Raw genomic sequence first — 12,444 nt, 5'->3', positions numbered from 1 at the left:
CAGAAATCCTGTTGTACTAGAAGATAAATCAATAATAGTGCTATTTGTGAAAATAAATTCAGCCTATTCTTACGTAAGGGATTTTGTGTCCAATTCCAATAATCGAAACACATTCTCTTTACTTCATGATTAATTATCCTCAGCCATCTTTGATAGCATTCTATTTGTTTTATGTAATCCGTACAACAAGTCACGTCGATCTTCATCTGATAGTTTTTTAAGATTATCTGTGAAATTGTTATATATCTGTTTCCATCGTTCATGTTGCACATCTTCTGCTTTTTTTGTTAGCGAAATTAAAATTGCTCGTTTATCTGAATCATCTTGTTTCTTAGTTATATAGCCATCTTTCTCCAAGTTACGTACTGTTACACTGAGTTGTTGCTTCGGTATATTTAAATCATGAGCTATCGTTTTCAAATTTACAGGCTTACCTTGCTGGGAAACATATTCAACTACGTGCTGTTCTATATGCGTAAATTCCGATGATTTTTCGGATAATAACTTGAAAGTTCCAAACATATTTATTAAGAGATTCAAGTATTCGTTTAATAAATCTTTATCAGCCATTATTTTCTTCCTTCATCAATTTAGTAAATATTATATTACTATTTTTCAATAAAATAAACGTTTTTCTCTGTTTATTGTAAATGATTGTTTACAAAATAGGGAAGTAATTTAATGAGCTGTTACGTTAACTTCACATGAATACAATATATTTTTTCTGTGTATTACATGATAAAATGGAATATAAAGGAATTGGATGGGGTGAGTAAGTAATGGAAGCACTGGTAGAAGTGTTGAAATACATTACATATATATTAGTCATATTTAGTGTTGTATTTGTTATCATACATAGGAATTATCTATATCCGTCTAACTCTTTGCTTCTCTTTTTTGGATTGGGAGGTGCCATAGCATCAACAAGAGGGAACTCGATGTTTAATATGTTTTTAATGCTTCTTTGTGATACTGTTGTTTTCATATCTGTCCTTTTTATTATGAAAGATATACGAAAGTTTCGTAACAAGACAGCTGAATAGAACTTGCTTTCAGATGTGAGGGTTGTTATACATACTCTCATTTTTTTGTTTAGTCTTATATTAGAGGTACATTCAACTAAATATCACATTTTCTACGTTAAGACATTTACTGGAAGTGGCATTCTTGATTTTCTTACGATTAAGATTTTTTTCACCATAATCTCCCGTTTTTAGTGAAATTAAAGATACGTTTTTTCTTACTAAATAAGAGCATGTTTTAGTTAATCTTTTTATATTAAAAGAGAAGGGGAGATAAAACAGGGTAAATCTATATTATTTTTTCTTAAAGTCTTCTAAAGGGCTCTTATTGCTTAGTTCAACGAAGAAAGGAAAAAGTAATAAAAAGAGGCAACGTAAAATTTCACTTGAAAAACGAAAGGTTTCGGCTGAAATATATTGTCTTTGATTACAATACGGACAATCCTTACCATCGTTTTGAAAAAAAAGAGACCATACATCTTTTGCTTTCCATTTCGCCTTACAATTTGTACAACGAGTCATAATACTCCTCCTATTCTTTTGACCCATTTTTTAGATTACAATCCGTGTGGTTTCCGAAATATACCATTTAATTATACATAAAATGGTAGGTTATGTTAATTGAATATATATAGTGTACAACTAAAATCTCCTCTATTTAGTCTTACTTTTTGATAAGGGCGTGGATGATTGAGATCTCTCATCTTTTATAGGTTCTTTCTGTCTTGGTATATTGTTTGCGGTATTCAACAGAAGAAAGGAAAGGGAATTTAAAGAGAACATAACCATTCGTAGATGAAGGATAAAACTTTACTGAAATGAATTTCTGCTTTTGTGACTTAAGTTAACTCAAAATACTAACTAAAAATGGAGAAAGGAGCTTGTTATATTGGAAGATTATTATTGGGATCATAAGTTGGATTATTTAAAGAATACAAGAGATTTGTATTATAACGATGACTATTTAGGATTTTTAGTGAATTCAGTTTGGAAAATTTCTAAACCCGTACATATTATTGACTTTGGATGCGGATATGGATATTTAGGACTAAAACTGTTACCTCTGTTGCCGTTAGGTTCAAGGTATACAGGCATTGATAAAGGACAGCAATTGATTCATACAGCAAAGAGTCTATTTCAGGACCTTCCATATGAAGCTGAATTTATTGAAGCTGATAGTACTGAAATTGAATTAGAGAGTAAGTATGACATAGCGGTGTGTCATGCATTTTTATTACATATGGCTGATCCGATAAAAATGCTGCAGAAAATGATTCATTCAGTCATTGATGAAGGTAATATCATATGTTTTGAACCGCACTGGATTTCCAATATGTCTTCGTACAACCTTAACAAACACGACCAATCAGAAATTATTCAGCTTGGGTTTCTTCAAAAACTGTTTGAAGAAGATACAAAACGAAATGGAAAAGATGGAAACATCGGGATTAAGTTACCGACCTATATGAGCGAATTAGGGGTAAAAAATATTGATTGCCGAGTTAGTGATAAGGTTAATTTTCTTGACTCTAATATAAACGAAACAGATAAACAGAGATTATATGATTCACTCAAAGAAGAAGGATTAGGTGCAGTTTCTACTGAAAGGAACGAGTTTATTGAGAACTTAATAAATCGAGGGGCTACATTTACTGAAGCACAGGATCAGTATGAAGCAGAACTACGATTTTCTAAAGCATTTAATATTAATTCCTCTTTAATCTACGCTCCAAGTATGAAAATTACTTTTGGAGTGGTAAAAAAATAAGAAACATAGATTTTAGAATTCAAAATGAAGAAAACTGCTTATTTATTTAATCTATCAAGAAGATGGACGAGGTCCCTATAATCTTAATTCGCACTAATGTGCTATTTTCCCTATTTTTAGCATCACTTGGCTTCTTATGTTTCGTGATGTTTCGATATCACCAAAATCGTGTAAGGTAAGTTATGACTTTATAAAAAGCACGGCCGATTTTTCTTTTCGGCCGTGCTTTTGTATGTTTTGATCTATATTCATTGTTATTAATTTTTAATCAAAAAAGGAAATTACCATTTTATGTAGAAAATGATAATTCTATAAATTGTTATATTATTTTGAAAGGAGGTGTACACTATGAAGTTCAGCAGTATTCTTATTGGAATGATCATTCCGTTTGCAGCTATTGTTGGTGTCTTACCATTTATTGCATCATCTGATATAAGCATCATGGGGTTCCCAATCATTTATTTTTGGATTTTTCTATGGCTGCCGCTTACCTCGCTTTGTCTTTGGTTATCTTGGATGTTGTATGATCGTCATAATCTGAAGGGGGATTTATAGAAAAGGGGGATATCGTATGTCACTAATTATTTTTTCTGTTATCATACTTTCTACTATTCTGTATGCTGTATATTCAAGAGAGAAGAGTGAGCAACTCAGCGTAGAGCAATATTTAGTAGGAGGCCGAAAATTTAACGCTATATTGTTATTTTTCTTAGCTGTGGGTGAAATCTACGGTGTAGGTACTATTTTAGGATTTCCAGGTGGTGTATATGCAAAAGGGCCAAGTTATGGAATATGGTTTTTAGGGTATATCTTATTGGCTTATGCTGTCGGCTATTTCTTTGCACCTTTAATTTGGAGGGCCGGTAAGCAGTACGGTGCTATGACCATAGCGGATATTTTTAAAGGTCATTACTCGCATCGAGGTTTGGAATTGACTGTTACGATAACAGCACTCATTTTTTTAATTCCATGGGCTCAATTACAATTCGAAGGGCTGGTTGTTTCTTTAAATGCACTGGGGTTTCACTTATCAGCTCCTATAGCGACTATTATCGCTGGAGTTATGGCTTATATATACATATCGGTATCAGGCGTCAAAGCACCGGCTATTATTTCTATCGTAAAAGATATCCTGATGTTTCTTGCTATTGTGATTGTAGGCGGAGCAGTTTTACACAAGGTTGGCAGTGTGTCCCACCTATTTGAAATGGCGAAACAACAGGGGGCTTTAGTCAAAGTTGACAAACCAATGGATATGAACTTTGCAATTTCAACTATCATTTTTCAAGCATTTGCATTTTATGCAGTTCCTCATGTTACAGGTGTGTTTTTTACTGGCCGTTCTGAACGAGCGATAAAAAAAGCACAGATTGTTATGCCGCTCTATATGTTTATGTTTCCGTTTTTAATCATCATCTCGTATTTTGCTCTGGCCACAATACCAAATCTAGACAAACCTAACAGTGCATTTATGGCTACGGCAATTTCTCTGCTGCCTCCATGGTTAATTGGCGTTATTGCAGCAGGAGCAGTGTTATCAGGCATTGTAGTGCTATCTATGATTAGCCTTGTTATTGGTGCTTTAGTTTCTCGTAATCTTATAAAGAATATATCGGAACAAGCGCAGCTAAAATCAATTAAAGCTGTAGTCATCTTATACTTACTGCTATCTATGGCTATAACGATTTTTGCCCCTAGCTTAATGATATCTCTTGTTAATACAGCTTATTATGGATTTGGACAGATTCTTCCAGGGTTTATCGGTGTTTTCTTTATCCGTAAACTTACTCCAATTGGAATTGCCGCAGGTATTCTTGTCGGAGATGTGGCGGTACTTGGAATGAGTATAGGAAAAATTAGTATTTACAATATAAATATCGGTCTTATTGCTCTTATATTAAATGTAATCGTTGCATATACAGTCAGTGTGTTATTTAAAAGAAATCCAATTTTCGTAACTCCCATCACAAAACAAGAAAATTCTAGTCAGCCTTCAATTTCGTCACAAAAACATGTGGGGAGCTAATATTAAATATATTTTTTAAAATTATAGGAAGCTGATATAATGCAGCTTCCTATTTCAATTTAATTTTGTATTGGTGTATGCTTGATTTTCTAAAATATATTCCAATCAGAGAAATAATGATTAAGGCAACCATAAAAGGCCAAAAGATCCTCTAATTTGGGAGATTCTTAGAGAAGTGGATAAATGGAGCCAGAATACGGGATGGATTCTTCAAAAATCAGATGTGTAACAATCGCTTAAGTAAGGGGGAGAAAGAATGGTTAAAGCTGTTATTTTCGATTTAGATGGAACTCTATTAGATAGAGATAGTTCTCTTAAACTCTTCATTAAAGATCAATATAAGAGGTACATCAATGAACTAAAACATGTGCCTGAAGAGTTATATGTAAATCGATTTATTGAATTAGATAATAAAGGCTATGTTTGGAAAGATAAAGTATATAAGCAATTACTCCAAGAATATGTTATCTCTAGTTTAACTTGGGAGCAGCTGTTAGAGGATTACATAAGCAACTTTCAACATCACTGTATTCCTTTTTCTAACATGGAGCACGTATTACAAGAGCTTAAAAATAGAGGGATATTATTAGGTATGATTACAAATGGATTCACTGAATTCCAGTTACTGAATATTCGTGCTCTAGGGATTGATAAGTACATGGATATCATATTAGTTTCAGAGCAAGAAGGCCTTAAAAAACCTGAAGCTGAAATCTTCCTAAGAGCTTTAGAAAGATTAGGTGTCAGTCCTGAAGAAAGTGTATATGTAGGTGATCATCCAGAGAATGATGTAGTAGGAGCTCGGAATGTAGGAATGCATGCAATATGGAAGAAGGATGCATTTTGGGGAAATTTGTATACAGATGAACATGTAATCGATAATTTACAAGAGTTGTTATCCATAGTTAATACACTTCAAGGAGTTTAGATAGTGGAGATTTACATTTATGTCATTTAATTACGAAACGATTATCAAATTCCTTAAAGTAAGGGGAGAAAAATTTGAGTTATATTATTCGGAAAATGAATAGTAGCGATACAGAGGAAGTAAAGAAAATAGCAAAAATAACTTGGCAGGATGCATATGGACATATCCTACCTTTAGATATTCAAGAAAAGACATTGGAAGAAGCTTATTCTCTTGAGACGATGCAATATAGATTTGATAATTCGATAATGCTAGTCGCGCAGGAAGAGAAAAAAATAATTGGTTATGCTTTTTTCTCTAAGAAACAAGAAAACGGGGGAGCATTGTTAGAATCGATCTACATACATCCTAATCATCAAAATAAAGGGATTGGGTCAAAGTTAATGCAGGAAGGGACGCGAATACTAGAACCATTAAATAAACTATCACTACATGTCTTAAAAAGAAATGAAAGCAGTTTATTGTTTTACAGGTCAAAGGGATTTCAAGTCGAAAAGGAATTTAATCACAAGTTTCAGGAATTCCCAGTTACCTTTATTAGAATGTCCTTAGAATTGAAGCAATTAGACAAGTAGCTATACTTAATTATTATTACTAGATAACTGGGACAAAGTGATTTGATAAATATTTATTTCACGCTAAAAATAGGAAGCTGATATAATTCAGCTTCCTATTTCAATTTAATTTTCTATTGTCACTGATTGATTCCCAGTGTATATGTGCTAAAAAAATATCATACTGTTACAAGAAAACATGTGGGTTAAACAGTTATTATGATAGTGTTTCTGATTTTTCCACTAACCGAGATCTGTACATTTTTCCCCAGTTCCTCATTTGGACAATAATCGGTTCTAGTGTCCTTCCGAATTCAGTTAAAGAATACTCTACTTTAGGGGGAACCTCTGGGTAAACTTTTCTATGTACAATTCCGTCATTTTCTAGTTCGCTTAATTGTAAAGATAACATTCGTTGTGTAATGCCGGGGATTAATCTCCGCAACTCATTGAAACGCTTTTTTTCATCTAATAGATGATACAAAATAACACCTTTCCATTTTCCGCCGATAACATCAAGTGTTATTTCAACAGGACAACCCTCCTGGCAACCATAACCGCTTTTTCTATTCCTCATAAAGACAGCACTCCATAGTAATATTTATTGATGGTAACAGTAACACTAATGATACTATACTACATGAATGTGCCTTCTTACATAATTTAATTTTGCAATTTATAATGCAAGGAGAAGACAAATTGTATTAAATGGAGGAAATGAACATGAAAGCAATTGGCTTATTAGAATATTTACCGATTGAAAATGAGAATAGTTTGATTGATATTGAATTACCAAGACCTATACCGAAAGGGAGAGACTTACTCGTTAAAATTCATGCGATTTCTGTTAATCCCGTTGATACAAAAGTTCGAGCGCCAAAAGATAAAAAAGAAGAAGAGCCGAAAATACTTGGATGGGATGCTAGTGGCGTTGTTGTAGAAGTTGGAGAAGATTGTACATTATTTCAACCGGGTGATGAAGTTTTTTATGCAGGGAGTATCACAAGACCTGGTACATATAGTGAATATCATCTAGTAGATGAAAAAATTGTTGGAACAAAACCGAAAAATTTAACCCACGCACAATCAGCTGCTGTACCTTTAACAGCTATTACAGCGTGGGAAGGAATGTTTGAACGTTTAGCAATTGATTTTAATAATAAGGAAAAGAACAGATCAAAAAATATTTTAATCATTGGCGGTGCAGGTGGTGTTGGTTCTATTGCGATACAATTAGCGAAATGGGCAGGTCTTAACGTCATTACAACAGCTTCTCGAAATGAAACGAAAGATTGGGTTAAAAGCTTAGGTGCTGATTATGTAATCAATCACCATAAAGCATTTAAAGAACAATTGTCACAGATTGAAATAGCAGAAGTTGATTATATTCTTTGCCTAAATAATACGGATCAACATTGGAACGGTATGGCAGAAGTAATCAAACCACAAGGGGGAATTTGTTCGATTGTAGAAAATGAGAAACCATTAGCATTAGGTTTATTAAAAAGTAAAAGTGCTACATTTGTTTGGGAATTCATGTTCACACGACCTATGTACTATACAGAAGATATGATTAACCAACACCTTTTATTAAATCAAGTGAGTGAATTGCTTGAGCAAAATACGATTAAAACAACATTAAACGAGACATTATCACCAATTCACGCTGCTAATATTAGAAAAGCGCATGCGATGATTGAAACAGGAAGTACGATTGGGAAAATCGTATTAGAAACATTTTAAAACTATAAATGAATAGTATATATGAAAAATGGAGCTGTATGTATTATGGCTCCATTTTTTAATGGATTAAAAATTATTATGTTTATCCTCTTCAAACATAAACGGCCTGCTCTTTTCTAATTTCATAAGATTCCTCATATATATATTATTTCACAGAAAACATCTTGTAAGTAATATTGAATCGCTGTAGAAGAGTGAGTTGCTTCACTTTCAAAATTTTTATAGTAGTAAGGAAGGAAAACGAGGGGGCGGTGTGAAAGAGCGTTATAAGGGGTGCAATTTACATATATCAAGCGGGAGGGAATTGTATGTATATTTTTATTGGGATTGGCATTTTAATTGTGATTCTTGTTTTTTTATTAGCAGAAAAATTCGCTCCAAATTCAGTTATGATGGTAAGTTTTCAAGGGAAACAACTGAAAAAATTTCTTCTAGGACTTACGATTATTTCTATCTTTTGTATAGCTTACGGAATATATCATAAAATGACATACAAACTCCCGTTTATTGATATTACAGTAAACAATGAGAAATATACTGTTTTTGGAAACGTTGGAGAGTTAGGGTATTATTCGGATACATTGATTAAAAAAGGGCAAGAAACGCAAATGTATATAATACTTTGGAAAGATATTCACCCAGCAGATGTTCGAATGTTCATCACGTATCCATCTGGAAAAGAAGAAGTTTGGGAACCTAAAATGTCTTTGCTTACGGCTAGATCTATACAAGACTTGAATCAGAAATTTAAAATAAAAGAAATTTATGAACTGTCTCCTTATACGTTTAAAGAAGCAGGGGATGTAAAACTAACTTTAAAAAATGGCGTGAATGTGATGGGAAGTATGCATGTGAAAGTGAAAGAATCAAAATAATGATTCTTGAATTAACTATGTATACAATTTGACTCTTTTTATGCGGCGTCTTCTTTTTAACAGGAGTCAGTGAACTTACTGTCGAATTTACAGGAAATGGGAAGCGCGAACCTACGGTGTTGCTTAAAATTAAGGGGGATAGAAATAAGAAAGAGTGGATGAATATTGGATTATTTAGTCATACATAGGCATAAAACGAATTATTCTAACCTATTACCTTAGTGGAGGGCAGTTTATCTCCCGCCTAACTTCTTTGCTTTCGCCGAATTTTGAGGTGGGAGTATTACTGCCCGTTAATGCGGGATAAAGGTGGCATTACTCCGAACAATTATGTAATGCTTTCATAATCTTATCTGCCGTATTCTTTCCATTCCCTATGCAAGCTCCAATGCCTACACCATAATATGAAGCACCAGCTAAGTAAACATTTGGAAAAGCAGCTGACAATTTCTCATTCAAAGATTGAACTGCCTGATTATGTTCTAAATGATAATTTGGCATTAAGTCTTTCCAGTTTGTAACTTCAACAATCTGCGGCTCACCCTGAATTCCAAGACTTTTTTTAATATCAGATAAAGCAACTTGAATGAATTCTTCTTTACTATTATTTTTAATCTTTTCATATGCTGGATTTGAACTTTTATAAAACATTCTTACTAATAAGTTTTGTTTATTTGATGTATGCTTCCATTTCCTACTTGTCCATGTACAAGCATCACAATATAAATTACCATTTCCTGAAACAATAAAGCCTGTCCCATCTGCCGGTAATTGATTATCAGGTATTTCAAATCCTAAATAAATACTAATAAGAGATGAATTTTTGAATTTATTGAAATCACTGTTTAATTCGGCAGAACTTAATACTGCTTGTGCAATATCGTGAGGAGTAGCTAAAATAATATAATCCGCTTTTAGTTTCTCTTGATTCGAAAAAGAAACTTCATACCCATTACCGACTCTACTTACATTCGTCGTTGTTACTCCTTTTCGTATTTCTGTCTCAGTCAACACCTCTTCTAACCGATTAACAATCGTAGAGAGTCCTCCTTTGAACGATAAAAACTTTTTATTTCCAGCTGCCTGGAATTGTTTTTTGTTCACTTCAAACCCTTTAATAATACTGCCGTAGTTATTTTTATAGTCAAGTAAATATGGTAATGTAGATGCCATTGTAAGTTCATTTAATTTACCAGAATATACCCCTGAAAGGACAGGAGAAATTTGCTTCTCAACTAATTCTTTTCCTAAAAAGCTTTCTAAAAATAAAGCAAGCGATGTATCTTTCGTAAAGCCTTTGTTTTTAGTAATAAAATCTTTCAGTGCAATAATTTTCCCTTTCGCTGAGACTAACGTACTGTTAAACAACGACTCTACACTTGTAGGGATTCCAAATACTGTATCGGCGGGAATAGGATGTAACGTATTCTCTGAATAAATGTAAGAAATACCAGTTTCGTTATATACCATATCATCTTCTAGATTCAGTTCTTTTACAAGGGGCATCACATTTTCATTTCGAGCAACAATTGAATCTGCTCCTATTTCCATAATAAAATCATTTTCTTTTACACTGTGAATTTTCCCGCCTAAATATTCCTCTTTTTCTACAAGGATCAATTTTAAATCTATATTGTAATCCTTTTTTAATCTTTCTAAGTAAAACATAGTAGAGAGTCCCGTAATACCTCCACCTACGACAACAACTGTTTTCATATCTACTGAGCTCCTAACCGATACTATAAATTGATAAATTTCTTTATTATTATACCCAAAAGTTAGCTTTCTCGACTAGCAGCTTACACAGTCTGTAAAAAATTAGACAATATATACGAACACATTTCAGGCTGATTATGATGTACTGGGTGATTAGGGAACAGGAATAACTGCAATATGACAACTCTTAACTTATAAAACTTCTAAAGCATCTCTTATATTACTCACACTTAATAACTAACAATAGGACTAAGTATCTTATCATATAACAAGACACCTAATCCTCTAAATTTACTTTAGATAATTTAGCAATTTATCAAATTCTGTTTTCATAAGTTTAGGCTTAATTTTGTATAAAGGAACCCCTTTTAAAGAAGCTTCTGGTTGTGAATCAAAATAAGGTAGTGCTATTGCTGGTCAAAATCCAAAATCCAAATTCTTGTTCCACTTATTTCCGATAGTAACAATTATATCTTCTGTTCTAAGTTTTATCCCTTGTAATTCTTTATGTTGATGCTTAGCTGCTTTAAATGACTGCTTGTTCTGTTCAGTAATAACTCAAACTTGGTCGCAAATAGCAAGGGTTTCTTTCGCTAAAGTATTATCCCACGAATGTAGTTGTTGCTAATCTACTATGGTATATCAACTCTTTAGCTTGCAATGGGGTTAATTCTATATCTTTTCCGGTTTCCTAACAAGAGTAAAAGGGTAATAGATAATATATATGTATTGTATCTACTACCCTTTATTTTTCCCTAATCTGCTCCGTCAGACGCACGGTTAGTGACCAAAACAAAAGGGCCAAAGCACTGACAGAGCCGCCTAATAGACATACTCCGTTCCATCCAAAGTTTTCATAAATATTAGTAGAAACAATTGTCCGAGGTATTCGTTCAGGCGAACTTGAAACAGCCTAAATGCTAAAACTTTAGCACAGACACTCGTCGCTTCATTAATCGGACTTACTGTGTTGATGAAATCTCGTCCTGAACGCTCATTTATAGATAATTCCGTAGCAATGACATTATCATTTTTAAAATAATTTCAGTTTTATCTATTATATCAGTTTCCTCATTTGCAAAATGAATAGACCATCATCTAGAGAATGATGTAATAGGGAATCGGAATGCGGGAATGCATGGAATATGGAGGAAGGATATATAGATGAACATGTAATTGGTGATTCATAGGAGTTGTTGTCCAAAAAGAATACATTCCAAAGAATTTAATATAAAAAGGTACAGAGGAATGTAAAAAAGCCAAATTGAATATGTAGATAAATAATATTGGGGGGATTGGATTGTTCATAAGAGAGGCAACAGAAAAAGACGCAGAAGGCATTTTATATATTCGAAAAAGCATTATCTCTCAAAATGAATTTTTTCTAGTTACAAGTGAAGAATTTCATGTAGATATTGAAATGCAGAGAAAGAAAATCATTACAAATAGTCAACAGGGAGGTGTAACATTTGTTGCAGAAGACGGTGAACGTATTGTTGGTTTTTTAGTGTTTACTAGAAACTCAATGAAGCGCTTAAATCACACCGGTTCATTTGGAATAGGGATTTTAGATAATTATCGTAATCAAGGTATAGGAACAAAAATGCTTTTACAATTAATAGATTGGTCAAAAACACAAGATGGCATAGAGAAAATTTGTTTAGGGGTTTTATCAACAAATGAAAGAGCGATAAACGTTTATGAAAAAATAGGCTTTAAAGAAGAAGGGAGAGAGAAGCGGCAAATTAAATTTAAGAATGGACAATATGCAGATAATGTTATGATGGCATTGTATTTGTAATAACTCCAAAA

General features: G+C 33.1%; 12 protein-coding genes and 1 pseudogene. 9 read left to right on the top strand and 4 right to left on the bottom strand.

Going from position 1 to position 12,444, the window contains the following annotated elements; translation table 11 throughout:
• Positions 1-129 precede the first annotated feature (129 nt).
• Positions 130-570, bottom strand: coding sequence for a MarR family winged helix-turn-helix transcriptional regulator (locus WAX78_RS04840; protein WP_336481127.1), 441 nt, complete (start codon positions 568-570; stop codon positions 130-132).
• Positions 571-1,316: 746 nt separating this feature from the next.
• Positions 1,317-1,544: a hypothetical protein gene (locus WAX78_RS04835; RefSeq protein WP_336481126.1), complete on the bottom strand. Its 228-nt coding sequence runs from the start codon at positions 1,542-1,544 to the stop codon at positions 1,317-1,319.
• A 367-nt stretch (positions 1,545-1,911) separates the two neighbouring features.
• On the opposite strand from WAX78_RS04835, the gene WAX78_RS04830 reads away from it, so the two are divergent.
• The 5 genes from WAX78_RS04830 (at position 1,912) to WAX78_RS04810 (ending at position 6,319) form a co-directional block, all read left to right on the top strand.
• Entirely contained in the window at positions 1,912-2,790 is an 879-nt protein-coding gene (locus tag WAX78_RS04830) for a methyltransferase domain-containing protein (RefSeq protein WP_336481125.1), read from the top strand.
• A 348-nt stretch (positions 2,791-3,138) separates the two neighbouring features.
• Positions 3,139-3,345, top strand: a complete 207-nt coding sequence (locus WAX78_RS04825; RefSeq protein WP_336481124.1) for a DUF3311 domain-containing protein — start codon at positions 3,139-3,141, stop codon at positions 3,343-3,345.
• A gap of 16 nt (positions 3,346-3,361) precedes the next feature.
• Entirely contained in the window at positions 3,362-4,816 is a 1,455-nt protein-coding gene (locus tag WAX78_RS04820; protein WP_336481123.1) for a sodium:solute symporter family protein, read from the top strand.
• A 256-nt stretch (positions 4,817-5,072) separates the two neighbouring features.
• Positions 5,073-5,744: an HAD family hydrolase gene (locus tag WAX78_RS04815; RefSeq protein WP_336481122.1), complete on the top strand. Its 672-nt coding sequence runs from the start codon at positions 5,073-5,075 to the stop codon at positions 5,742-5,744.
• 74 nt (positions 5,745-5,818) lie between these two features.
• Positions 5,819-6,319 carry a GNAT family N-acetyltransferase gene (locus WAX78_RS04810; RefSeq protein WP_336481121.1) on the top strand — a complete coding sequence of 167 codons (501 nt, stop codon included), beginning with the start codon at positions 5,819-5,821 and terminating at the stop codon, positions 6,317-6,319.
• Between the two features lie 196 nt (positions 6,320-6,515).
• Here WAX78_RS04810 and WAX78_RS04805 read toward each other — a convergent pair whose 3' ends face one another.
• Entirely contained in the window at positions 6,516-6,875 is a 360-nt protein-coding gene (locus tag WAX78_RS04805) for a winged helix-turn-helix transcriptional regulator (RefSeq protein ID WP_336481120.1), read from the bottom strand.
• Positions 6,876-7,021: 146 nt separating this feature from the next.
• Here WAX78_RS04805 and WAX78_RS04800 point away from each other — a divergent pair, with 146 nt between their 5' ends.
• Positions 7,022-8,041 carry a zinc-binding alcohol dehydrogenase family protein gene (locus WAX78_RS04800; RefSeq protein ID WP_336481119.1) on the top strand — a complete coding sequence of 340 codons (1,020 nt, stop codon included), beginning with the start codon at positions 7,022-7,024 and terminating at the stop codon, positions 8,039-8,041.
• Positions 8,042-8,349: 308 nt separating this feature from the next.
• Entirely contained in the window at positions 8,350-8,916 is a 567-nt protein-coding gene (locus tag WAX78_RS04795; protein WP_336481118.1) for a hypothetical protein, read from the top strand.
• Between the two features lie 315 nt (positions 8,917-9,231).
• Here the strand turns inward: WAX78_RS04795 and WAX78_RS04790 are convergent, their stop codons facing one another.
• Positions 9,232-10,632 carry a protoporphyrinogen oxidase gene (locus tag WAX78_RS04790; protein WP_336481117.1) on the bottom strand — a complete coding sequence of 467 codons (1,401 nt, stop codon included), beginning with the start codon at positions 10,630-10,632 and terminating at the stop codon, positions 9,232-9,234.
• 860 nt (positions 10,633-11,492) lie between these two features.
• Here WAX78_RS04790 and WAX78_RS04780 point away from each other — a divergent pair.
• A pseudogene (locus WAX78_RS04780) lies at positions 11,493-11,674 on the top strand (TetR/AcrR family transcriptional regulator); the annotation flags it as partial.
• A gap of 258 nt (positions 11,675-11,932) precedes the next feature.
• Positions 11,933-12,433 (top strand): GNAT family N-acetyltransferase, encoded by a 501-nt coding sequence (locus WAX78_RS04775; RefSeq protein WP_336481116.1) that lies wholly within the window; start codon positions 11,933-11,935, stop codon positions 12,431-12,433.
• The last annotated feature ends 11 nt before the right edge of the window (positions 12,434-12,444 follow it).

The sequence above is a fragment of the Bacillus yunxiaonensis genome (assembly GCF_037104695.1).
Classification (GTDB): Bacteria; Bacillota; Bacilli; order Bacillales; family Bacillaceae_G; genus Bacillus_A; species Bacillus_A yunxiaonensis.
The sequence above is the reverse complement of the archived record's forward strand: the minus strand, read 5'-3'. Positions and strand labels throughout refer to the sequence as shown.

What these genes read in the sequence shown, in the direction of transcription:
- WAX78_RS04840 (WP_336481127.1), bottom strand. Translation starts at nt 570, where the DNA reads ATGGCTGATAAAGATTTATTAAACGAATACTTGAATCTCTTAATAAAT.
- WAX78_RS04835 (WP_336481126.1), bottom strand. Translation starts at nt 1,544, where the DNA reads ATGACTCGTTGTACAAATTGTAAGGCGAAATGGAAAGCAAAAGATGTA.
- WAX78_RS04825 (WP_336481124.1), top strand. Translation starts at nt 3,139, where the DNA reads ATGAAGTTCAGCAGTATTCTTATTGGAATGATCATTCCGTTTGCAGCT.
- WAX78_RS04820 (WP_336481123.1), top strand. Translation starts at nt 3,362, where the DNA reads ATGTCACTAATTATTTTTTCTGTTATCATACTTTCTACTATTCTGTAT.
- WAX78_RS04815 (WP_336481122.1), top strand. Translation starts at nt 5,073, where the DNA reads ATGGTTAAAGCTGTTATTTTCGATTTAGATGGAACTCTATTAGATAGA.
- WAX78_RS04805 (WP_336481120.1), bottom strand. Translation starts at nt 6,875, where the DNA reads ATGAGGAATAGAAAAAGCGGTTATGGTTGCCAGGAGGGTTGTCCTGTT.
- WAX78_RS04800 (WP_336481119.1), top strand. Translation starts at nt 7,022, where the DNA reads ATGAAAGCAATTGGCTTATTAGAATATTTACCGATTGAAAATGAGAAT.
- WAX78_RS04795 (WP_336481118.1), top strand. Translation starts at nt 8,350, where the DNA reads ATGTATATTTTTATTGGGATTGGCATTTTAATTGTGATTCTTGTTTTT.
- WAX78_RS04790 (WP_336481117.1), bottom strand. Translation starts at nt 10,632, where the DNA reads ATGAAAACAGTTGTTGTCGTAGGTGGAGGTATTACGGGACTCTCTACT.